At 71.0% G+C, this 23,421-nt stretch carries 15 protein-coding genes; 13 read left to right on the plus strand and 2 right to left on the minus strand.

Annotated elements, in window-relative coordinates:
• Nucleotides 1-13 precede the first annotated feature (13 nt).
• The 13 genes from FMP39_RS30300 (at nucleotide 14) to FMP39_RS30360 (ending at nucleotide 20,939) form a co-directional block, all read left to right on the plus strand.
• On the plus strand, nucleotides 14-1,789 hold the full coding sequence (locus FMP39_RS30300; protein WP_141593573.1) for a PP2C family protein-serine/threonine phosphatase: 1,776 nt from the start codon (nucleotides 14-16) through the stop codon (nucleotides 1,787-1,789).
• A gap of 23 nt (nucleotides 1,790-1,812) precedes the next feature.
• Nucleotides 1,813-4,329 (plus strand): tetratricopeptide repeat protein, encoded by a 2,517-nt coding sequence (locus tag FMP39_RS30305; protein WP_141593574.1) that lies wholly within the window; start codon nucleotides 1,813-1,815, stop codon nucleotides 4,327-4,329.
• Nucleotides 4,326-5,246, plus strand: a complete 921-nt coding sequence (locus tag FMP39_RS30310; protein ID WP_020477874.1) for a PhnD/SsuA/transferrin family substrate-binding protein — start codon at nucleotides 4,326-4,328, stop codon at nucleotides 5,244-5,246. Before FMP39_RS30305 ends, FMP39_RS30310 begins: the two co-directional genes overlap by 4 nt.
• 22 nt (nucleotides 5,247-5,268) lie before the next feature.
• Nucleotides 5,269-8,022, plus strand: coding sequence for a TonB-dependent siderophore receptor (locus tag FMP39_RS30315; protein WP_141593575.1), 2,754 nt, complete (start codon nucleotides 5,269-5,271; stop codon nucleotides 8,020-8,022).
• A 3-nt stretch (nucleotides 8,023-8,025) separates the two neighbouring features.
• A complete protein-coding gene (locus tag FMP39_RS30320; protein WP_141593576.1) occupies nucleotides 8,026-8,868 on the plus strand; it encodes a hypothetical protein in 843 nt (280 codons plus the stop codon).
• Between the two features lie 11 nt (nucleotides 8,869-8,879).
• Nucleotides 8,880-12,035, plus strand: a complete 3,156-nt coding sequence (locus tag FMP39_RS30325; RefSeq protein WP_141593577.1) for a serine/threonine-protein kinase — start codon at nucleotides 8,880-8,882, stop codon at nucleotides 12,033-12,035.
• Nucleotides 12,036-12,087: 52 nt separating this feature from the next.
• The gene (locus FMP39_RS30330; protein ID WP_141593578.1) at nucleotides 12,088-14,415 is read left to right on the plus strand and encodes a lantibiotic dehydratase; all 2,328 of its coding nucleotides are present in this window, start codon (nucleotides 12,088-12,090) and stop codon (nucleotides 14,413-14,415) included.
• Nucleotides 14,412-15,968 carry a hypothetical protein gene (locus FMP39_RS30335; protein ID WP_141593579.1) on the plus strand — a complete coding sequence of 519 codons (1,557 nt, stop codon included), beginning with the start codon at nucleotides 14,412-14,414 and terminating at the stop codon, nucleotides 15,966-15,968. Before FMP39_RS30330 ends, FMP39_RS30335 begins: the two co-directional genes overlap by 4 nt.
• Entirely contained in the window at nucleotides 15,965-18,262 is a 2,298-nt protein-coding gene (locus FMP39_RS30340; RefSeq protein WP_141593580.1) for a lantibiotic dehydratase, read from the plus strand. The genes FMP39_RS30335 and FMP39_RS30340 overlap by 4 nt, the downstream gene beginning before the upstream one ends.
• A 106-nt stretch (nucleotides 18,263-18,368) precedes the next feature.
• Nucleotides 18,369-18,830, plus strand: a complete 462-nt coding sequence (locus FMP39_RS30345) for a hypothetical protein (protein ID WP_194863334.1) — start codon at nucleotides 18,369-18,371, stop codon at nucleotides 18,828-18,830.
• Nucleotides 18,831-19,033: 203 nt separating this feature from the next.
• On the plus strand, nucleotides 19,034-19,435 hold the full coding sequence (locus FMP39_RS30350) for a hypothetical protein (protein ID WP_141593582.1): 402 nt from the start codon (nucleotides 19,034-19,036) through the stop codon (nucleotides 19,433-19,435).
• 12 nt (nucleotides 19,436-19,447) lie between these two features.
• On the plus strand, nucleotides 19,448-19,828 hold the full coding sequence (locus tag FMP39_RS30355) for a hypothetical protein (protein ID WP_141593583.1): 381 nt from the start codon (nucleotides 19,448-19,450) through the stop codon (nucleotides 19,826-19,828).
• A 1-nt stretch (nucleotide 19,829) separates the two neighbouring features.
• On the plus strand, nucleotides 19,830-20,939 hold the full coding sequence (locus tag FMP39_RS30360) for an FAD-binding oxidoreductase (protein WP_228558466.1): 1,110 nt from the start codon (nucleotides 19,830-19,832) through the stop codon (nucleotides 20,937-20,939).
• Nucleotides 20,940-20,986: 47 nt separating this feature from the next.
• On the opposite strand, the gene FMP39_RS30365 is transcribed toward FMP39_RS30360, so the two are convergent.
• Together FMP39_RS30365 and FMP39_RS30370 are read right to left on the minus strand one after the other, a co-directional pair.
• A complete protein-coding gene (locus FMP39_RS30365) occupies nucleotides 20,987-22,825 on the minus strand; it encodes a hypothetical protein (protein ID WP_228558467.1) in 1,839 nt (612 codons plus the stop codon).
• A gap of 191 nt (nucleotides 22,826-23,016) precedes the next feature.
• Nucleotides 23,017-23,325 carry a hypothetical protein gene (locus FMP39_RS30370; RefSeq protein WP_141593586.1) on the minus strand — a complete coding sequence of 103 codons (309 nt, stop codon included), beginning with the start codon at nucleotides 23,323-23,325 and terminating at the stop codon, nucleotides 23,017-23,019.
• Nucleotides 23,326-23,421 lie beyond the last annotated feature (96 nt).

Below are 23,421 nucleotides of genomic sequence, written 5' to 3' on the forward strand. Positions count from 1 at the left end.
CCCCGGCCCGCCCTTGTCCAGTACGAATACGCGACTGAAGTCCGCGCCCGCGTCCGACGAGTTCCCGGATGACGCCGCGCTCCCGCCGTCCGAGCGGACAGGCACCCAGGAAGTCACCGGCGCGCGGGAGTCCACCGCCACGCGCCTGACGGGCCCGTTGGGGCTGGCGGAGGGGGGCACCCGCACCCTCATCGCGCCACTGGAGGCGGGCGAGCTGCCCAACGTGGCCCAGATCAAGGGCCTGCGGCTGGACCAGATTCTCCTGCTCACCACCGGCGTCCTGGTGGTGCTCATCGTGGGCTTGCTGGCGGCGCTGTCGGTGGCCTCCACCAAGTCCCAGTTCGAGGAGACGGCGCTCGTCTCCAAGGAGCGCATCCAGGAGCAGGCGCGCGAGCTGGGCCAGACGGTGGGGCAGACCATCGCGCTCACCTCCGCCACCAACCTGCGCGACAACAACTACGCCTTCCTCGAAGAGGTGGCGGGCTCCATCGTCAAGACGAACCCCAACATCCTCCGGGTGCAGATTTTCGACCCGGACGGAGTCCGGATGGCGGACAGCGAAGGCGCCAGCGAGGACAAGGAGGACGTCGCGCCGGTCCGCCGCGCCGAGCGCCGGCTGGTGAGCGCCTTCTACCGGGGGCAGCCCATCTCCGAAATCCAGGAGCCCATCGACTACGGCTCCAGCAGCGGCAAGGGGCTGGTCGTCATCAGCTACTCGCTGGGCGGGCTGCAGCAGCAGCTGGCGTCGCTGGAGCAGGACAAGCGCGCCACGGTGCGCGCCACCACGCTGCGCATGCTGGGGCTGGGGCTGGGCTTCGTGGTGCTGGCGGGCGTGCTGGTGGCCTACCAGAGCCGGCGCATCACCCGGCCGCTGGGCATGCTGACCGGCAAGGTGATGCAGCTGGCCGCCGGCAACCTGAGCGCGCGGGCGGGAACGGCGCAGGGCGCGGGCCGCGAGGTGGTGACGCTGGGCGTGGTGTTCAACCACATGGCCGAGCGCATCAAGGTGCTGCTGGAGGACGTGCGGGCCAAGGCGCAGCTGGAGCGCGAAGTGTCGCTCGCGCGCACCGTGCAGGAGACGCTGCTGCCGGGGCGCGAGGGCGTGCAGGTGGGGCCGCTGCGCATCGCCGGCCTGGTCGTCACCGCGGATGCGTGCGGCGGCGACTGGTGGTTCAGGGCGGCCCTGGATGACCGGCGCATCGTCATTGGCATTGGCGACGTGACGGGCCACGGCCTGTCCACGTCGCTGGTGGCCACCAGCGCCACCAGTGGCTTCGCCTCGGCGATGACGCTGCGCGAGCCGTCGCAGGTCAACGCGCAGATGCTCATCACCGCCCTCAACGTGACGCTGGCCAACGTGGGCCGCGGTGAGCACCAGATGTCCAGCGCGCTGGCCGTCATCGACGTGTCCAACGGCTACATCGACTACGCGGCGGGCGCGCACCCCAGTCCGCTGGTGTTCAACAAGCGCAGCGGCCAGATTGCATCGCTGCCCGCGCGCGGCCCCCTGCTGGGCGCCTCCGTCGAATCCCAGTTCACCTCGCGCCAGGCCCAGCTGCGGCCAGGGGACGTGGTGGTCTGGTACACGGACGGCCTCACCGAGGCGCGCGACAACGCGGGCAAGCTCTACGGCACCCAGCGTCTGGCCGCCGCGGTCCAGGCGCACGCCCACCTGTCCGCGGAGGCGCTGCGTGACGCGGTGCTGGCGGACGCTCGAGCCTTCAGCGCCGGCCAGCCGCAGCGGGACGACATCACCGTCGTCGTGGCCGAGTTCAGCCCCGCCGCCTGACTTCCTTCTGGGACTCCACACGCATGCGACGCTCCCCACGACATCCCCGGTCGCGCCGTCTCACACCGGCGCTCGCGCTGCTGACCACCCTGTGCGGCCCGCCCGCGCTGGCCCAGTACCGCCCGCCGCCCATGTCCGAATCCCAGCGGCTGGTGCGGGACGGCGAAGCGGCGCAGGTGGCCGCCAGCGCCGCCAGCGCCTCGGGTGACAAGAAGGAGGCCGAGGAGAAGTACCGCAAGGCCCTGGCCCTCTTCGAACAGGCGCTGACCGCCGAGCCTGGCTCCGTGGCCGCCGCCGCCGGCCTGGGGGCCAGCGCCAACGCGCTCAATGACTGGCAGCGCACCGTGGACCGGGTGCAGCCGGTGCTGACGGCAAACCCCTCGGAGCTGGCCCTGGCCTATCCGGTGAGCGTGGCGTACTTCAAGCTGCGCCGCTTCCCGGAGGCCGTGCCGCTGATGGAGCAGGTGGCCACGGCCGACAAGGCCGAACACCTCATCGTTCATTACTACCTGGCCAGCTACTACCTCTACGTCCAGCAGGGAGACGCGGCGGCCACGCGGCTGAAGCGCTACCTGGCGCTGCGTCCGCAGGCCCTGGCACCCAACGACTTCCAGATTCACGAGCTGCTGGGCCGCGCCCACGTGCTGCGCGGGGATGCCGCGGCGGCGCGCGCGTCCTTCCAGCAGGCGCAGGCGGGCCGGCCAGAGTCGCCGTCGGTGCAGCTGGGCCTGGCGCAGGTGCTGGAGCTGGAGGGCAGGGCGGTGGAGGCGCGCACGCTGCTGGAGGGCGTCACCACGCGCTTCCCGAAGGCGGGCGATGCGCGCGAGAAGCTGGCCCGCCTGTACCTGGGCGCGGGGGACGTCGCGAAGGCGGACACGCAGGCCCAGGCGTTGGTGAAGCTGGGCAGCTCGCCCGCGGCGCACCTGCTGCTGGGTGACGTGCGCTTCGCCCAGAAGAACGCGGCCGCCGCGGAGGCGGAGTACCGCAAGGTGCTCCAGCTCCAGCCGGGCCTGGTGCTGGGGCAGATGGCGGTGGGCAAGGCGCTCCAGGCACAGGGCCGGCACGAGGAGGCCATCCAGTTCCTGGAGGGGGCGGTGCGCGCGGGCGCCAACAGCCTGGAGCTGTGGGCCAACCTGGGCTCGGTGAACCGGCGCGCGGGCCGCTTCCAACGCGCGGTGGAGGTGCACCGGCGCGTGGTGGAGATGGCGCCGCGTCAGGCCCTGGGCTACGTGCTGCTGGGCGCGGACCACTTCGCCACCGGCCAGTGGGACCAGGCCATCGAGGACTACGCCAACGCGTTGCAGGTGGAGCCGGAACACGCCGGGGCGAAGCAGTGGCTGGCCCGGGCCCTGGCGCACCGGGCGCGGGACAGGGCGGGCACGGGACGGCTGGAGGACGCCGTCCGGGATTTGCGCCGCGCGTACGACCTGGACCGGAGCGCGCCCATGGCGCGCCGGCTGGGCGCCGCGCTGCTGGAGACGCGCGCCTACGCGGACGCGCGCAAGGTGATGGAGCAGGGCGTGGTGCTGCCCGGCGCCGCGTGGCGTGACAGCCTGCTGCTGGGGTACGCGCGGTTGGCCACGAACGATGCCCAGGCGGCGCTGGAGGCCTTCAATCGCGCGGCCACCCAGACGGAGGAGCCCGACGAAAAGGCGGAGGCCTCCGTCGGCGCCGCGCTGGCCGAGGTGGAGCTGGGGCAGGTGGACGCGGCGGTGCAGCGCCTCACCGCGGTGGGCCCGTCGCGCGCCGCGGCGCAGGTGGCGGGAGCCAACCTTCCGCGCGTGCTGGTGCGCCGGGCGCTGGTGCGCCTGGAGGCCGGAGACGCCGCCGCCGCCGAGCGGGATTTGGACCTGGTGGACAAGCTGGGCACGGGCAACCGCAAGGAGCTGGTGCGGCTGGCCCAGTTCGTCCGCGGCCTGGCTCGCGCGGAGTCGGGGCGCCACGCGGAGGCGAGCGCGGCCATCACCAAGGCCCTGGCGTCCACGCAGCCCTGGGCCTGGCCCAACACGCGCGCGCTGGCCACCGCCTTCGTGCTCTACAAGAAGGGGCAGGTGCCCGCCGCGCGCAAGCAGCTGACCGCGGCGGCGAAGAAGCCGATGCCCGGACAGCCCAAGTGGCTGACAGCGATGACGGGCGCGCTCCACCGGCGCGAGGCGTCCCAGGCGTACAATGCCGGCAACATGAGGGTGGCGGAGAAGGCCTTCAAGGCCGCGCTCGCCGGCAATCCGGACGACACGCAGGTGCAGCACAACCTGGCCTGCGTCGACTGGCGCAAGGGCCGCACGACAGACGCCGTGGAGACGTGGCGCCGGCTGGAGTCGAGCGTGCCGGTGGCCGCGCTCAACCTGGGCATCGACGCGCAGGAGCGCCGCAAGGACGCGGGTGAGGCCGTGGAGGCCTGGCGCCGCTACCTGGCCGGCGGCAGCGGCCCGCGTATGGCGCAGGTGCGTGAGTGGAAGGAACGCCTGCAGAGTCTGCACGGCCTGGCCGAGCCCGCCTCGGGCGCGCCCGCGGACGCCACCGTGGAGGAGACCCCATGAAGACGTCACCTCGCTTCCTCCTGGCTGGCCTCGTGCTGGCCTGCACCCTGACGGCCAGCTCCGCGCTCGCGGCGCCGAAGAAGGCCACCCTGGGGGTGTTCCTCGCCACCACGCTCGCGGATGGCCAGGAGCGCTTCGAGTACGCGGAGGCCCTGGCCGCCCGGCTGACGGAGACCCTGGACACGCCCGTGGCCGCCAAGAGCTTTGGCCGCTACGAGGACTTCTCCCGCGCGGTGGCGGGCGGGATGGTGGACTTCGCGGTGGTGGATGCGTGGGCCGCGGTGCAGCTGGGCGCGAAGGCGAAGCCGGTGGCCTGGGCCTCACGCGCGGGTGACACGCAGCAGCGCTGGGCCATTGTCGCGTTGCAGCGCGGCGTGGTGAAGGACCTCGCCGGCAAGCGCCTGGCGCACGTGAAGGGCGCGGGCCCGGCGGACCCGAAGTTCGTCACCCACGTCGTGCTCGGTGGCGACCTGGACGCCCAGAAGCACTTCAAGCTGGCCCCCGTGCCGAACGTGGAGTCCGCGCTGAAGATGCTGGAGGCCAAGGGCGCGGAGGCGGCGCTCGTCCCGCTGGCGCACGTGCCCAAGGGCAAGGATGTGCGCGTGCTCTTCCGCAGTGGCCGGGTGCCGGGGGCCGTGCTGGTGGACCTGCGCAACCACGAGGCCGCGCTCACCGGCGCGCTGGGGAAGGTGGGTGCGGTGGCGCCCTTCGATGCCTTCGCGCGGCTCCAGGACAAGGACTTCGACGAGTTCAGCAAGCTCGTCACGCGTGGCCCGCCGCGGCGTCAGCCCGTGCTGGCGGAAGGGGCGGAGCTTCACGTGGAGGCCGAGGTGCTGGTGCGCTCAGAGGAGCTGGGCCCCGCGCTCCCGTCCTTCGTTGGAGACCTCGCCGTCTCCGCGGAACAGCCGGACGACTGAACCTTTCCCGAGTTTCTAGAGAATGAGAGCCAGCGACTTGGCCCGGCGTTGTCTCTGGGGTAGCTTGAAAATGATGGCGTTGGTGTCCAGCCGTGAAACCGCGTTCCCCCGGACGCAAGCGCTGGCGCCGAGCCCGTCTCCGGGTCGTACGTACAGGACCTCGGGTGTCCATGCTCCACCCTTGGATGTGAGAACGATGCACTCGACTCTGTTCGGTGAGCCGCGGCTGGGCGCGGCGAAGGCGGTTGCCGGTCGTCGCGCCCTGCGCGCCGGCCTGCCTCTTTCCATCATGCTGTGCGTGCTGTCCCTCGCCGTCCCTTCGAGCGCGTCAGCGCAGGAGGCCGCGGAGGCAGAGGCTCCCGCCAAGGTGAAACGCCGGAAGCGGGTGGTGAAGCCCGCGGCCTCCGCGCGTCCCGCCGCGAAGACGGCGAAGAAGCCGAAGAAGCCCGTGAAGCCGCCCGTCGAGGACGCGGACGACCCGGAGATTCCCGTCCTGGGTGGCGGGCCTGTCGCGGATGAGCCGTCGCCCGCGAGCGCGCCGGCACCCGTGCCCACGCCGCCCTCCGCCGCGCCCCTGGCGCCGGCCACGCCCCTGACGGCCGAGCCTGCCTCACCGCAGGCGCTGCCGCCGGTCGGCGCGGACTTCAACCCGTCGGACGCGCCGACGCAGCTCCCGCCGGCCACCGCGACGCTGCCCGCGCACCAGCCCGCGCCCGCGTCGAACATCCCCATCAGCGCGCCCTTCGCGGAGCCGACCCTGGATCGCCCCTTGCCGCCGCAGTCCGGGCTCGCGGGCCTGGGGGTGGACCCGCTGGACGGCGCCGACGCGCTGGAGGAGTCCGTCAACCGCGTGCTGAGCGAGGCGGTGGTGACCACCGCCGGCAAGCGCAACCAGCGCATCTCCGACGTGCCCCTCACGGTGTCCTGGATTCCGGCCGACGAGCTGGAAGGCACCGGCCAGTTCACGCTGTGCGAGGCCATCCAGTACTTCCCCGGCATGGAGTGCCGCCGGGGCTCCATGCGCAAGGCGGCGGTGAGCGCGCGCGGCCTGGGCTCCAACTACCTGTCCAACCGCCTGCTGCTGCTCCAGGACGGCCGTCCGCTGACGGACCCTTGGACGGGCCAGTTCTACGCGGACGAGACCACGCCGCTCACCAACCTCAAGCAGGTGGAGGTCATCCGCGGCCCGGGGTCCTCGCTGTACGGCTCCAACGCCTTCAGCGGCGTCATCAACGTCATCCAGCGCCAGCCGTCGGACCTCATCGAGAAGGGCAAGAACGTGGGCGCCGAGGCCCGGGTGCTGGCGGGCCAGGACCAGACGTGGCGTCTGCACGGCACCGTGGCGGGCCGTGGCGGGCCGGTGGAGGCGCTGCTGGGCTACTACGGCTTCGGCTCGGACGGCCCGCAGCTCTTCAACGACCCGCGCGTGGGCCGGGTGGACACCAACCAGGACTCGTTGGTGCACCAGGTCAACGGCAAGGTGCGCATCGGGCCCCTGGCGCTGGACGCGGACTTCACGGACGCGGAGATTGGCCGCCCGGGTGGCACGCACATCTCCACCGTGGGCAACTGCGGCCGCTGCCACTACACGCCGAACGACTCCGAGTCGGTGCAGAACTTCAACGCGTCCGCGCAGGTGGACCAGCAGGTCACCGACAACCTGCGCCTCTTCGGCCAGGCGTACGGCTTCTTCAAGCGCCGCGACGTGCTGATGGAGAACGCCTTCGGCGGCGACCCCACCCGCGCGCTGGGCAAGCGGCGCCGGCTGGGCGGCGAGGCGCGCGCGCTGTGGACGATGGGCGACCTCAACGTCACCTTCGGTGGTGACTTGAAGGCGGACGCCGTCAACGTGCCCAACGTCCTGCCCGAGCTGAGCATGGACGACACGCGGCAGACCATCCTGGGCGGCTTCGTGGACGCGGAATACCGCCTCTTCAACCGGCTGGTGTTCGGCGCGGGTGCCCGTTACGACCGCTACCAGATTCCGGAGCGCGTCTGGCAGAACCGCACGGACCAGGTTTCGCCGCGCGCCAGCGTCGTGTTCCACGCGGTGCCGGAGTTGCTGACGCTGCGCACCAACTACGGCCGCGCCTTCCGGGCGCCCACGTTGGCGGAGTTGGCCATCAACCAGCAGATGTACGCGGCCACACTGGTGGGCAACTCCAACCTTCGCGCGGAGACGCTGGACACCATCGAGGCATCGGTGGATTTCTGGCCCTTCGATCGGAGGGTGCGCCTGACGGGTACGGGCTTCTACAATCTGGCGAAGAACTTCATCAACCAGCAGCTCGTCTTCGGCTCTGTGTCGCAGTTCCAGAACCTGGGCGACGCGCGGGTGGCGGGCTTCGAACTGGAAGCGGCCGCGCAGATTCCGTCCATCAACTCGTCCTTCGACATCGCGTACCAGTTCCTCGACGCCAAGGCGCTGCCGTACGATGACGGCCCCCAGTCGCCGCTGGACTACGCGCCGGCCCATCGCATCTACGCGCGTGGCCGGACCAACATCGGCAAGGTCGCCTTCGTGGAGCTGTACGCGCTGCTGGTGGGCTCACGTTATGACCCGGGCTTCGAGGTGGACGAGACGACGGGCCTGCCCACCACCCGCGTGCAGCTGCCCAGCTACGTCACCGCCAGCGCGCGGGTGGGCTTCAACGTCTACGACGGCATCTCCGTGTCGTTCCTCGGCTCCAACCTCTTCAACGCGAAGTACGAGGAGTCCCACGGTTTCCCAGCACCGCCTCAGTCGTTCTTCAGTGAAGTCAAGGTTCGATACTAGCCCTTGAGTACCGCCCCCCACCTGGAGGCCGGCGGCCTCCTGTTGATCGCAGACGAGACGCTTTCTCCGGCGCTGGTGGAGCAGGCGGCTCCCGTCCTTGCACAGGGCGGCATGGCGCTTTGCCAGGGGCCGGGGTCGCCTTCGGGGCCCCGGCGCCTGGTGCTCTTCGACGGGAAGCTGACGCCCGCGCACGCGGAGGCGCTGCGCGGCGAGCCGCCCGCGCTGCTGCTGGCGACACGGGCCTCCGACGGACGTCCCTCCGCGTGGGAGGCGCGCCTGTTGGGGGACCTGCTTCGCGGCGCGCCGCTGCTACCCGCGGGGGCATCGCGGCACCGGCTTCAGTCGGTGGCGGACATCAACGCCACCGGTGAGGCCGCCGCGCAGGCCGTCACCCAGGCGCGGGGTTCGCGCACGGCGGCGGCGCTGGTGGGCGACGTGGTGCACGAACTGGCGGCCAACGCGATGTGGGACGCGCCGGTGGATGCGCAGGGCCAGCACCGGTACGCGCACCGCCGCTCCGAGGTCCGAGAGGTGGCGCCGGAGGACGCGTGCGAGCTGTCCTTCGTGGTGGAAGAGGGCCGCATGTGGTTGGAAGTCGTGGACCGCTTCGGTGGTCTGCGTCCGGGGCCCTTCGCCCGGGCGCTGGGAGGGTGGGGCGGGCGCGTCCAGGTGGATGCGTCCGGAGGAGGGGCGGGGCTGGGACTGCGGCGCATCCTGGAGCACAGCGATGTGGTGGCCGTCCGTGTGGCCGCTGGCCGTGAGTCACGAGTCCTGTGCGTGGTGGACCTGGGGGAGGCCCGCCGCCGCGCCACACAACCCAAGTCGCTGCTGTTCTGTCTTCAATGAGGTCAGGGCCGGTGGATAGCCAGGTTTCCAACGCCATCATCAGCCGGCTCCGCGTGGGGACGATTACCCACGTCCGGATTTCCGGCGTCATCGACGAAACATTCCCACTGACGTCCGCCAGCCCGGAGATGAGCGGGCTGCTGGTGGTGGACCTGGGGCAGGTGGAGCGCATCAGCTCCTTCGGCGTGCGGCGGTGGATTGAGTTCGCCGCCAAGCTTCCCCAGGGGGCCCTGGGCCTCTACGTGGTCCACGCGCCGCCCGTCATCGTGGACCAGCTCAACATGGTGGAGGGCTTCGCCGGCGTCGCCCGCGTCCTCTCCGTGCTGGCGCCCTACACCTGCCGCGCCTGCAACGAGGACCGGCTGCGGCTGGTGAACCTGCTGGACGAGGCGCAGGTCATCTCCGAGGAACGCGCGCCCGACCATTCCTGCCCCGTGTGTCAGGGGCCGCTGGAGTTCGCGGACCTGCCGGGCGAGTTCTTCGACTACGCGCGGCGGCAGCAGTTCGGTCAGGTGGACCCGGTCGTCATGCGCTACCTGCGCGCCAGCATGCCGGCGGAGCAGCCGGAGCTGTCGCAGCACCTGAAGATCATCCAGGACGACATCACGTACATCACCCTGGCCAGCGCGCTGAAGGGGGACCTCAACGTGCGCCGGCTGGCGTCGGGCCTGGAGGGCCGCGTCGGCTTCGACTTCAGCCACGTCAGCAAGGTGGAGCCGGAGGCCCTGCCGAAGCTGGAGCAGGTGCTGGAGACGGCGGCGCAGGGCGCGCACGTGGTGTTGTGCCGGGTGCCGCCGCCCGCGCTGGCGGTGCTGGCGCGCTCGGCCAAGGTGTTCCCGGTGCGGCTGGCCACGCTGTGGCTGCCGTGTGACTGCCGCAACTGCGGGCAGGTGAGCCACCAGCGCCTCCAGGCCGCGGACTACCTGGCCAGGCTGCGGGCGCAGGCGTCCGGCGTGGAAGTGCCGTGCCCCATCTGCGGCGGCAACGCGCGTGTCCCCCACATGCCCCAGCTCCAGGGGCTGCTGGCGCGGGTGCAGCTGACGGACCGGCCGCTGGAGGACATGGAGGCGCTGGAGACTCGCGCCCTTAGTCAGTACCTCTTCGGCGCCACGAACATCGACCCGGCGGCCCGCCAGGGCGCGTCCACGGACATCTCCAACTCGCTGGGCAGCACCAAGCTGAACATCATCCGGCGGCTGGGGCAGGGCGGCATGGCGGAGGTCTTCCTCGCCAAGCAGGTGGGCGTGAAGGGCTTCGAGAAGTTCCTGGTGATGAAGAAGATTCTCCCGCAGTTCGCGGAGAACCCCGAGTTCGTCGACATGCTCTTCGCGGAGGCCCGCGCCAACGCGCGGCTGACGCACCCGAACGTCGTGCAGACGTTCGACGTGGGCGTGTCTGATGGCGTCGCGTACATCCTCATGGAGTACGTGCGCGGGCCTGACCTGAAGAAGCTGGTCATCGAGCTGCGGCGCAAGGGCCTGGCGCTCCCGCTGGAGCACGCGCTGCGCATCGTCGCGGAGGTGGCCGCGGGCCTTCACTACGCCCATGCCTACGTGGACCCCGCGGGCACGCCGCACCCGGTGGTGCACCGGGACGTCAGCCCGCACAACGTCCTCATCTCGCTGGACGGCGCCATCAAGCTGAGTGACTTCGGCATCGCCAAGGTGGCGGGCGAGGAGCACACGCAGGCGGGCGTGCTGAAGGGGAAGATTTCGTACATCTCCCCGGAGGCCGCGTCCGGGCGCACGCTGGACGCGCGCAACGACGTGTTCGCGTTGGGCGTGGTGCTCTTCGAACTCCTCACCGGCACGCTCCCGTTTCGCAGGGACCACGACGCGGCGACGTTGCAAGCCATCGTCCGGGACCCCGCGCCAGTCCCTTCGCAGCTCAAGCCGAACATCCCGCAGGACGTCTCCGACCTCGTCCTCCGCGCGCTGGTGAAGGACCCGGCGCGCCGCACGCCGTCCGCCGCTGCGCTGCGCGAGGAAATCGAAGCGGTGATGGCGCATCACCGGCTCAACTCGTCGCCCGCGGCGGTGGCCCAGTTCTTCCGGGACACGCTGGGCGACCGGTTGGTGGAGTTCGCGCCGTCCGCCGTCGGCGGGACGGGAAGCCACCCGCGTCCGGTGCCTTCGGGCAGTGGCAGCGGCAACATCGGCAGTGGGGAGATGGCCGCGCCCACGGATGGACGGACGCCCAGCCGGGGCAGTGTGCCCATGGCCGGAAGCCGTCCTGGGATGAGCGGCAGTGGCGGCATTCCTCGCCCGGGCCCACCGGTTCCCCCGCCGCCCCCGCCACGGCCCGTGGGTGTCGCCAGCGCGGCTGTGCGGCCTCCTGCGCCGCCTCCGGCGGACGACTCCTTCCCCGGCATCTCCGTGTCCGAGGACGACGCGAACGACCGCACCGAGGTGGTTCCGCTCAACCTGGGCGCGCCGCCGCCTCGGACGGAAGCGCCGCCTCGGCCCGCTCCCGCGCCGCGTCCCTCTCAGCCACAGCCCGCCATGCCAGCGCCGGCGCCGCGTCCGTCCGGGTCGGTGCCAGGGCTGGGGCACGGGGCTCACGCCAGCGCGGCCCGTCCCGCCCAGCCGCCTCCGCCGCGGCCCGTTGCTCCCGCGAGCCGCGCTCCCGCGCCCGCGCCCGCGGAGAAACCGGCGGACAAGCAGCCCCCTTGGAAGTTGCTGGGCATCGTCGGTGGCGGCGCCCTGGTGCTGGCCGTCGTGGCGGTGGTGATGATGCGCGATGGCGGCTCGGACTTCGTCAACGTGGGGCCCGGGGAGCACGTCTACGTCGGCGGCCTGCGCCACGAGGCGGGGACGGAGGTGCATGACCCGTCGGGTGGCCCGCTGCTCATCTCCACGGCGGTGGAGGGGAAGCTGCGGCGGTTCGGAACCACGCAGCAGCGCGAGGGCATCGACGTGCGCACGCTGGCGGACGCCTCGCCGGAGCCTGGCACCACGGGCCTGCTGAGCGTGACGGGCGCGGCCCCTGGCTGTGAGGTCCACGTCGGTGGCACGTTGCTGCCGGGTGGAACGCCGCTGTTGAAGGCACGAATCGAAGCGGGCCGGGAGCTGGAAGTCCTGGTGCGCTGCCCCAGCGGCGTCAGCAAGCTGTGGGTGATGGCCGTGCCCGGACAGCAAATCGAAGTGAAGTCGCAACCGCGAAACTGAGCGGCGCGCTGCCGGGCGCCGAGCGGCGTCCCGGACGAAGGGTGCGAAACGCATGAAGGGCTGGACCCTCTTCCCTCACCTCGTGGTTCGCACCACGGGTTTTCCCTTCGATTGGCTGGAGCGGCTGGGGTGCCCGGAGGCCGCACGGGCCGCGCGCCAACTGGCCTCGGCGCGGCGGGAGCTGGAGGCGCTGAGAGCCCAGGGCCCTCGGGTGAAGCGGCCATCGCGCGCGGTGCTGTCGGCCCTGAAGGCCGGGCGCCCGGTGGACATCGAGGGGATGGAGTCACCCGAGCTGTTCGCTGAATGGAACGACCGTGCCCGGGCCGCGCAGGAGGCGGAGGCTTCCTTTCATGCGGCGATGAAGCAGGAGTCCCTGGCGGTGGAGGACGCGCTGAGGGCCCTGCGGCAGGAGCCGCGCTTCCTGGAGGCGGTGGCCAGCTCCAGCCCCCCCGTGGCGAGAGACCTGCTGGAGGGGCGAGACGGCGCGCGGTTGCGGCGGCAGGTGGCCAGCTACCTGCAACGCATGTGCGCGAAGAACGAGACGATGGGCTTTTTCGGTCCCATCAACTACGGCCGCGCGGACGCGGCGGCGCCGACGGGGGTGGCGCTGCGTTGGTCCGGGCCGGAGGTGCTCACGGGGCGGAACACCTTCGCGGCGTCGTGGCTGGTGCAGGGGCTGGTTCGCGCCATCGCCTTCGACCCCGAGGTCGCCGCGTGGCTGGTGCTGCGCCGCAAGGCCTTCGCGGAGGTGCCTTCGCGCAAGACGCTGCCCGCGCCGGAGAGCGCGGAGGCGTTGCTGCCCCGGTTGGTGGAGGCGGTGGATGGAACGCGCACGCTCGCGGGGCTCGCATCATCGCTGGGCGTGGCTCCGGGCCTGGCGCGCGAGGCGGCGCGGATGGGCTGCGAGAAGGGCCTGCTGACGCACCAGCTCGAGGTGCCCGCGGCCACGCATCACGCGGTGGACGACCTGGCCGAGCGCGTTGCGGGCCTGCCGTGTTCCGCGGCCCGGCGGCACGTGGAGGGCTTGAGCGCGCTGCTGGCGTTGATGGCCGGGTATGGCGCCGCGGATGCCGCGGGGAAGATGGCGCTCCAGGCCGCCTTCGCGAAGCGCGCGAATGAGCAGTGGGGCGTGGCGCCGCCTTCCGAGCGAGGGCCCACGACGGAGTCGCACAACTTCTACCAGGACCGGTTGGCGCTCCGGGAGGAGTGCGGCGGTGACCTGCGGCTGGAGGCCGGAGGTGAGCGGGCGCGTGAACTGGTGACGCGCCTGGAGCCCGCGCTGGCGTGGATGGGAGCGGCGGCGCGGCGGACCCGGGAGGCCGCTCGCGCCTCCGTGGCGGAGCTGGTGGGGGCGCGCACGGTGCCGTTCTGGAAGGTGGCGGCCGCGTACTCGGACCGGCCGGTGCCGTTGGATGGCTCGGTGGCGGAGGTGCTGGCTGGCGCAGTGGGAGACGCGTCCGCGCGCTGCGCGGACCTGGGCTCGGTGACGCCGCCGTCGCTGGACGGAGACGCGAAGGCGCTTCCGCTCGTCACGTCCATCGACCTGCTCGTGGGGGCCCGAGACGTGGAGGCCTGGAGCCGAGGTGAGTACGAGCTGGTGATGGGCGACGTGCACGACACGGCGCTGGTGTGGGGCTGGGCGCTCCAGTTCCACGAGGCGCGCGGCCGGGTGGAGAGCGCCATGGTGCGGGCGCTCGGCGCCTTGAGCAGGCCGGTGCCCCTGGTGACGGTGTTGGCGTCGCGGCGCACGGGCCTGTTGCCGTCGGAATTCCCAGGGCCCGTGGTGGAGCTGGGCGGTGTCAGTGCCCGCGCCTCCGCGTGGCGGCTGCCGCTGGATGACCTGTTCGTGGAGAGTGATGGAACGCGGGCGCGGCTGGTGTCGAAGCGGCTGGGCTCCGAGGTGTGTCTCTACAACGGTGAGCTGGACAGCCTGGTGCACACCGCCTTCTCCCTGCCGCGCATCCGCCCGCTGCGCGTGTCGCTGGGCGACCACACGCCTCGGTTGACCCTGGGCGGTGTGGTCGTGCAGCGCGAGCAGTGGCGGCTGTCGCAGGCGGAGCGGGAGGCGCTGCTCGCGGGCCGCGATGACTCGGCGAGACTTCGCGCGGCGGTGAGCGTGTGGAGCGAGCGCGGGATGCCGGACTGCGTCTTCGCGAAGTTCAAGGACGAGCGAAAGCCGGTGCTGGTGGACGTGCGCAGCCCGCCGCTGCTCCGCGTCTTCCTCAACCTGCTGGAGCAGAAGGAGGAGGTCCTCCTGTCGGAGATGCTGCCCTCGCCGGACCAACTCTGGCTGCGAAGTGCCTCAGGTGGGCGCCATACGGTGGAACTCCGTTGCACGCTGATGTGGGGCTCGGAGTCCGCTGCCGGAGCGCGGGAATGAGGTTGCTCGTCCTGCCACCTCACCGCGACGTGACGCTCGTCCCCGAGGCGCCGGAAGGGTGGCAGTGCGTCGACGTGGCGCGCGACTTCTGCCGGCGCGTCTTCGCCCACGACGCGGTGGAGGCCGCCGCCGCCGCACGCGAGCGAGCTCCTGCGACCGCGCAGACGATGCGAGAGCTGTTGCTGTTGCGTGCCGCCCAGTCGGTGCATGGCCGCGCGGACTCGAGCGTGAGCACCCGCCTGCGCGCGCTGGGGGCGGTACTCTCCGCCATTTCGGGGCCGCCCAACGGAGTGCACCTCCGGCTGGACGATGTGGAGCTGGAAGGCGGAACGACCGAGCGGAGCGCGGACGTCTTGCGCTCCTTGGGCCAGCTCGCGTCCTATCGGGAGGATCTGACCCTCGCCGCTGCTCGCTTCGCCGGTGCCGAGCGCGTGCGACTCTGGCTCGAACGCGACCTGCAACTGCCCGCTGCGGCCTGGCTAGCGCGGGCCTGTCCGGAGCAGGTGCCGCTCGAAGTCGCGGGGCCGTTCGCCTGGGCGCACAGGGCCGTCCTGGCCCAACTGTCCGTGTTCCAGCGCGCCACCTTCGTGGACGTGGCCCCACTGCGCTGGCGCGTGTCACCCGGATTGGATGAGGCGGTCTCCACGTCACCCGTCTGGCTTTCCGAGGCGATGGAAGTGAGGGCCACCCTTCCGGACACGGTGCGCGCCCTCACAGGAGGCGCGGAGGGGTGGGCGGGGCATGTGTCGCTCGATTCGCTCCTGCATCCGGACGTGCTGGTGGAGAGCGGCTGCAAGGTGGCCGTCGTGGGGTTCTGCGCCGTAGACGACGACGCCTGGCTCGACCCGTTGGGTGCGCGCATCTCCCGAGAGGCGCTGGCTCAGGGCACTCGCCGGCTTCGGGACGCGGGGGTTCACCTCGTGGCGGAGTGGTGGATTGGCGCGCCCGGAGTCGACGAAGCGGACCTCGACGCGACGCTCGCTGTGCTGGACGCGGAACCGGTGTTCGACAAGCTCGCGGGAGTGCGTCCCTTCCACTGGCCTCGGACGCCTCCCGAAAGTGGCCGCCCGCTGCTGTGGCCGGACGTGACAGTCGGCGCGCCTCCCGACGACCGGGACCTCGCGAGGAGCCGGCCCTTCGAGCACGCCCGTTCCATTCCCAGTGCCCGTGTTCCGCAGGTGCTTGCTGGACTCGCGACGCGGCTGCTCGCGCGAGGGCCGCTGAGCCCGGGCCGGGTTGCCGCCGCGTGTCTTCCCGAGGTGTCTCCGCCCCGTGCAACGGACATGAGCGCAGCGGCCATCCAACTCGATGCGGACTGTGCATGGGTCGAGCTCCCGGCGGGCCTGGATGGTGCTCCGAAGCCGTCGTGGTTCGCGGCGAACCTCCGCACGGGCTCGGTGCTCGCGATGGACGCGCGGCTGGCGCCGAAGCTCGCCGGCCTCGTCCGGCCCATGGAAGTGGCCAGCGTGCTGGGGGCCGTTCCCCAGGCGCAGCGGGAGAAGCTGGTGGACACACTGGTGGCCAGGTCAGTGCTGACGAGGGTGAACGGATGAGCGAGCCCTGGACGTTGGGCGAGGTATTCGTGCTGCGGCACGCGGGCTTTCCCTTCGACTGGCTGGAGTCGCTGGGGATGTCCCAGGCGGTGCTGGACGACGTCGCCCGCTTGCTCGAGGCGGAGGACGCGCTCGTGGATGCCGTGCGCGCGGAGAAGGGCGCGTCCGGCGCGCAAGCCCTCCTCGATGCGCTGTCCCAGGGGCGTGAGCCCCGAATCGACGCACGGCTGGGGCCGTCGTGTCAGCACGCATGGGCTCGCTACCAGGAGCGTCGCGAGTCCGTTCAGGCGGGTTACGCCGCGGAACGAAAGACACTGCGACGGCAACTGCGAGAGCGAGCGGCGGAGCCCGCCATCCAGGAGGCCGTGTTCCTCTCCAGCCCGGCGATGTTCGACAACGTCTGGGTGCGCTACCTGCGCGGCGGGGAGCGGCAGGACACGTCCGATGCGCGCCGGGTGGAGCGGCAGGTCTACACCTACCTCCAGCGCTTCTGCGCGAAGAACGAGACCACCAGCTTCTTCGGCCCCATTTCCTACGGCGAGCGAACCACCGATGACGGCTACGACGTGCGCACGGTGCCCAGCGGAAACACGCGCCGCCGCACGTTCTTCTCCTTCTGGGCGGTGACGGAGCTGGCTCGCGCGGTGGGGCGGGAGCGCACGCTGCGCCCGCACCTGCCGCTGCGCCTCAATCCACTCTTCACGGTGACCCCAGGCCGCGCACGCTGCGAGCCGCTGAAGCTGAACGTCGCCTTGTCACCCGAGGCGGAGCGCCTGCTATCCGTGCTGCGCGAGCATCCCACACCCGCCGAGGCGGCCAGGGTGCTTGGCCTCCCCGTCGTGGACGTCGAGCGCCAGGCGCTGCCGCTGGTGAAGACCGCGTTGTTGCTCTGGGGCCTGCCGTTCCGGCCGAACGACTTCAGCACTTTCGAGAGCGTGCGAGACGCGGTGGCGGCGCTCCCCGACCTGGAGGCGCGCACACGCTGGCTGGAGCGGTTTGAGACCCTGGCGCGGCTCAAGGCGGACTTCGAAAGTGGAGACCTGGCCCAGCGGCGCGAGCTGCTGCCGCGCCTGGAGGCCGTCTTCACGGAGGTCACGGGCAAGCCCGCGCGCCGAGGTGACGGACAGGTCTACGCGGACCGGCTCATCCTCTACGAGGAGGCGAGCTCGCCTTTCCGGCTGCGCTTCGGCGCGACCTTCACCGCGGAGCTGGAGGCGGCGCTGACCGGCGCGCTGGAGCTGTCGGCCGCCTATGGCGAGAAGGTGCAACAGGGCTTCCGAGAGCAGGTCCGCGACGCACTGGGCCCGGATGCGGGCCCCATGGACCTGCTGGACTACGCCGTGCGGCTGCGGCCCGATGGCGTCACGGGCAGCCGCTTCTCGCCCGTGCCGCCGGTGATGCTGGAGTCCGAGGCGGGCCGCGCGCGGACGCTGCCCGTGGACTTCCTGGGCACGTCCACGCCGGGTGGGCGCTACGCCTTGCCGGACGTGTGCCTCGCCGCGAAGCCGGACGGAAGCGGCTTCGAGGTGATGCTGGCGCGGGTCCACCACCACCTGCTGCTGTGGAGCTGGCTGAGCGCGTTCCAGCCCGAGCGGGAGCGGTACGCCTCGGTCGCTTCGCGTTGGCTGGAACAGGACGCCGCGGCGCGGGGGCTCGTGGGGCTGGCCATCCGCAGGCGCAACAAGGGCTTCTACGTCTATCCGGGACGGCGGTTGGTGTACTCGGTGTCGGACGTGCTGGACGTGGACGAGGGGGCCCTGACGCCGGGGGATGTGAAGGTCCTTCCCACGCGTGAAGGCCCGGTGTTGGTGGACGGGAAGGGGGAGCGGCTGAGCCTGTACCTGCCGCTCGATGACTTCTCGTCCTATCCACCGTTCGCGGCGCTGGCGCATTCCCAGGTGCTGCACGCGCCGCTGCGGACGCAGGGCAGTCACCTGCCGCGGCTCAGCGTGGGCGGCGCGGTGTACCAGCGCGAGCGCTGGAACCTGGCGGCGGAGCGACTGGGAAGGCCCGCGGGCTTCGAGCTCTTCCTCGCCGTGCAGCGGGAGCGGCGCGCGGGTGGCTGGCCTCGCTTCGTGTTCATGCGCAGCTCGAAGGAGCGCAAGCCGTACCTCATCGACACCGCGAGCCCCTTCGCCGTGGACCTGCTGTCACACCTGGCTCGGGATGCGGAGCGCCTGTCCGTGGAGGAGATGTACCCGGCACCGGAGCAGCTCTGGCTGAAGGACGCGCGGGGCCGCTACACCTGCGAGCTGCGGATGCAGTTCACCCGCTGGAGCGAAGGACCGGCCTGACGCCCTTTGACAACCGGGGCGCATCGGCTACCAGAATGGTCCCTTCCCCGGCCTGGAGATGCTTCCCGCCTTGCCAGGATTTCGGGTCCTTTTGAGGAGACAGTCAATGTCCGGTGAAAACGTCGTCGCTCCCCCCGTCAAGAAGCTGAAGCGGCCGGTGGAGGAGGTTCGCGCGGAGCTGCTGGCCGACGCGGACGTGAAGGAGCAGGCCCGTCTGCTCAAGGTGCCCGTCGAGGAGTACGTCGAGAAAATCATCGACTATGCCCTCAACCCGGAGAAGCCGCCCCAGATCCAGATCGTCCCCGACGAGGAGCTGAAGGCCCAGGACCCCAACGTGCCCACCATCGAGGAGCTTCAGGGGCACCTGCAGGACATCGTCGACGGCCGCGTCGTCATCAGCCGGGCGCATCAGCGGGACGGCTTCAGCGACCAGGATGCGGACGCTCGCTTCAAGTCGGCGCTCGCGTCCGACGCGGCGCAGACGGGCGCTCCCGAAAGCCGCAAGGGGACGTCCGCCAGCGATCTGCACGCCGCGGAGGGCAAGAAGCCCTCCACCGACAAGAATTGATCGGCGGTGGATCAGGCCCGGGGAGCATTTCCCGAAATCCTCGGTGCCTTGCCCCTGCGCTAAGTCCTTGAATTCAAATGGGCTTTTGAGTGGCGTCCGGTTTTTTCGGGTAACAGGGAAACAAATCTGCCCGTCTCCCGACAATTCTTACATCGGACGCACTTGATGGCTGCACCACAGCCATCCTCTCAAGGGGAACTACCATGGGCGGTCTCAAGGGAATCGTTGGCAAGGTGCTGAACGTCGTCAAGCCGTTCGTGTCCGCGGTCAACCCGCTGCTGGGCGCGGCGATGGGCTTCGCCAGCGGCCTCATCCAGGGCAAGAACCCGCTCCAGGCGCTCATGGGCGCGGCGACGGACCTGATTCCGGGTGGCGGCGCCTTCAAGAGCACAGTGGGCAAGTTCGCCAGCAAGTTCCTCATGGACGGCGCGGGCGGCAACAGCCTGCTGAGCGGCGCGCTGAATCTGGCCACGGGCAAGAGCAAGGTCACCGACGTGCTGGGCGACCTGATGAAGAACACGGCGAAGACGGGCCTGAGCCAGCTGGGCATGAAGAACGCGGCCGAGCTGTCCGCGCAGCGCATGTCGCAGTTCCTGGTTTCGTAATAGCATCGCCGGATGACGCCCATCCTCTACGTCCCAGAGCTGCACTTCGCTCAAGTGCAGGAGTGGCTGCAGTTCTGGGGCGATGCCGTCACGCCAGAGACGCTTCCGCAGACGGGCTTCATCATTCCTGGCAAGGCGGCGGGGTTCCTCTACCGGACCGACAGCTCGCTGGCCATGATTGAAACCCTGGTGGCCGCGCCGGGGCTGTCCAAGGAAGAGCGAAGCGCCGCGGTCGACCTCGTGGTGGCTGCCATCACTGAGGAGTCCACGAGGCTCGGGTTTCAATTGCTGGTGGGCTACACCCAGTTGGACGCGGTGGTGAAGCGCGCCGAGCGACACGGCTTCATCTACGTGGATGGTGGCTTTCACGTCATCGCCAAGCGTCTCAGGTGAAATGAAGCCTGGGGCCGACATCTTGATTCTCGGAGCCGGTGTCGTGGGCCTTTCGGCCGCGCGCCGGCTTTCTGCTTTGGGCGCGAGCGTCACGGTGCTGGATGCCGTGGAGCCGGGAGGCCGGGGCTCGCGCGCCGCCGCCGGAGTCGCCATTCCGTCCGTGCGGTTGTTCGATGACCCGGTGATGCTGGCGTTCGCCCGGGCGGGCCGCGGCACGCTGGCGGAGGACCTGGCCTCGCTTCCGGGAGGCGACCAGCTTCGCCGAGGCAACGGCATCCTCCGTGTCGTCGTGGACGCGAAGGCGCGCGATGCGTTGGCGGCGAAAGCAGTGGCGGACGCGGAAGGACTGGGCACCTGGCGGGACGCCGCGAGCCTGGTGGCGCTCGAGCCCGCGCTGGAAGGCACGCCGCTGTTCGGGGCCTTCGAGACGGACCAGGGCCACCTCGTGGACACGGATGGCTACGTCGACGCGCTCCTGAAGGCCGCTGCCCACGTGGGCGTGCGGCTGCGGCTGGGCGTGGCCGCGCGCTCCGTTTCCGAATCCTCCACCGGGGTCGAGGTCCAGACGGAAGGGGAGACGCTCCGGGCGGACCAGTTGCTCGTGTGCGCGGGGCCCTGGTCGGCGGGCGTGGAGGGGTTGCCTTCGCTGCCGTTGAAGCCCTTGCGTGGGCAGATGCTGGTGGTGCACCAGCCGGGATTGCACCTGACGCGCGTCGTCTCGGGGCCCTCGTACCTGGCGCCGTGGCGCTCGGGCGAAATCGTCGTGGGGGCGACGGAGGAGGACGCGGGCTTCGTGGAGCAGGTGACGCCCGCGGGCCTGCTGCACCTCAGTGCCACCGTCGCGAAGCTGGCGCCGCGACTGCGTGACGCCCGGTTCGTCCGCGCATGGGCGGGGCTTCGGGCCGCGACGCCGGATGGCCACCCGTACATCGGCCGTCATCCCGGCACCCGGCGCACCTACGTCGCCACGGGGCTGAGTGGCCAGGGCATCCTGACCGGTGCGTATACCGGTGCCTTGCTCGCGGAGCTCGTGGCGCACGGCCACTGCGCCGCCGCCGAGCCGTTCTCGCCCGCGCGTCTCACCGACGGTTCTCCGCTCGCAACGCGCTGAGCAGGTGCTCGGCGCTCACGGATGCGCTGATGCGCGCCAGCGGGGCGTCAGTACAGGTTCACCGGGTCGAACGGGCGGTTGAGCTTCGTCCGGGCGCGAGGCAGCACTGCGTGTACCGCCTTCGCATCTCCCTGTGCGAGCGCGGCCTTCAGCGCCTCCGTCTGCTTGGGCCACGTCGTGCTCGCCTCAGCGCACCGCACCGCCTCCGACCAGTCCGTGCGCCCTGCCGCCACGGCCTGTCCAGCCAGGCTCTCCGCCGTCTTCAGCGGGTCCCCAATGGCGCGCGCATGCTCCTCCGCGCGAACGAACCAGTCCACGGCGACAGCGGGCTGCTGCTCGTCCAGGAACAAGCGTCCCAGCTCCGCGGCAATCACCTGCCGGTGGAACGAGTCACCCAGCGCATCGGCGTTGGCGAACGCCTCGGTGAAGTGGGCCACCGCCGCGTCACGCTCGCCAGCGGCCAGCTCCAGTCCCGCCAGCCGGTAGCGGTGGTGCTTGGCGAAGTTCACGCCCCAGCTCTCGCTGATCTTCTCGAACCGGCGCCACGTGGAGATGGCATCACCGAATTGCCGCGCCGTCTCCTGCAGGTAGCTGGCGTTGGAGATGAGGTTGATTTTCAGGTGCGTGGCGCTGGCGTCGTGCAGGTCCCCCACGCAGCGCATGGCCTGCTTCTCCTCCACCAGCGCCATGTCCAGCTTGCGCTCCAGGAACCACGTCAGCGCGCAGACATTGCGCAGCCAGCCCTCCTGGAGCGCCCGGTCCGGCGACGTGCTGCGCTCCAGCGCGGCCAGTCCCGCGGCCACCTCCGTCCGCGCGTTGGGAAGCTGTCCGAAGCGCTTCGTCAGGGTGAGCGCGCGGAACATGTGCAGCCGCGCCACCAGCTCGGGCGGAATCCGGCATGCCAGCCCTCGCCCAAAGGCCTCCATCGCCGCGTCGTGCGCGCCGGTGTAGACATGGACCACGCCCATGCTGCGCGCGAACAGGGCCTTCAGCTCCTCGACGTCACCCAGGCTGGCGCGGTCAATCTCGATGGCGGGCGTGGCGAAGCCCGTGTCCAGCGTCTCCCAGGCCTGGACCACGCGAGACGCCAACGTTGCATCCGCGTTCGCTTCCAGCACCGCCAGCCCCTGCTCGGCGGCCAGCATGGCGCCTTCGTAGTTGGTGGTGAAGAAGCAGCTCCGGATGGCGAGGATGGCGGCGGCCACCCGTGTTTCGGGCGCCTGGGCCACGTCTACGGCTACCTGGAGATAGCGCCCCTCCAGGTCCACCGGCGCTTCCTGCGCGCGCGATGACACCGGACCGGGCGTCGGCACGCGGGGCGCACGCATCCGGTCGCACAGCGCATCCAGGTAGGCCTGCCGCCGGGACTCGAAGGACTCCGCGCCATGGGGCCGGCGCACGTTCCACCCGGTGAACAACAGGGTGCCATCCAGCCCTTCCAAGCGGCTCCACTCGGCCGCCCGCATCACCGCGCGCAGGCTCACCAGGTCACATTCACCCGCGCCATGGAGCACCAGGGGCCGGCCGCTGACGCGCAGTGTCTCCACGATGGCCTTCGCGGCCACGTTGAGGACCCAGAACATCTGCTCCGATTCGCGGTGGAGGCGGCGCTCGGAGGGCGTCAGCGCCAGGTCCCCGAGGTCCGGCACGCCGTCGATGGCGCCGGGAAACAGCCGGTTCCATTCGGAGGGATTCGCGCGGGACAGGGTGTGGACGACCTGGGGCGCGGCGGCTTCACACGCGCGAAGGACCTTTCTCAGCCCACCGAACGCGACAGGCAGGGCCACCCCCACGTCTACTTCGATGGCGTGCGAGGGCAGCGCGGCGGGCAGCGACGTCTCCACGGTGACAGCCAGCTCGCGGGGACGCGCGAAGGGGGGACTCACGGGAGGCTCCTCGGAGGGGCGCAAGGTGGGGGTGAGACACAAAAGCTGTCTCACACGCATCTTCACACCCTCTCAGGAACTGAGCAATCTGGCCTGCCCGGAAAATACCAGGTGAAACGTCACTTTCCGGGCGGAGCCGGATGTGTCGGGCCCAGCGCCTGGAGATCCGTTCCCAGCGGAGAACGGGAACGTCAGTCATGCGTGCCGATGTGCTGATCGCCGTGGTGAGCGCAAATCCAGTGGAAGGCGCAGGAGCAGGCCACGGCGCGGGCGCGGGTGCAGCACCGGCCGCCGAAGTGCTCGGGAAGGGCCGTGGCCTCTTCGTCCTCGGGAGGCTCTGGCAGGCACCGGGGCGCCGCGCGGCCGGACTCGGCGGGCTCATTGTCGCAGCAGCCGCGCTCCATGCAGCGGGGGCACAGGGACAGCTCGCAGTGGGCGCACCAGTCGAACACTTCACCGGCGCTTCCGCGGCGCTCACATCCTCCACAACTGTCGAACATGGACGACCTCCAGTCGCATGCCGATGAAGGTAGAGAGGGGGTCTGACAGGTGAAGCGTCCGATCCGTCACGCTCCACGTGTGAAGGCTTCCATCGG

Origin of the sequence: Myxococcus sp. AB056 (assembly GCF_006547365.1) — a bacterium.
In the GTDB taxonomy this organism is placed as follows: domain Bacteria; phylum Myxococcota; class Myxococcia; order Myxococcales; family Myxococcaceae; genus Myxococcus; species Myxococcus virescens.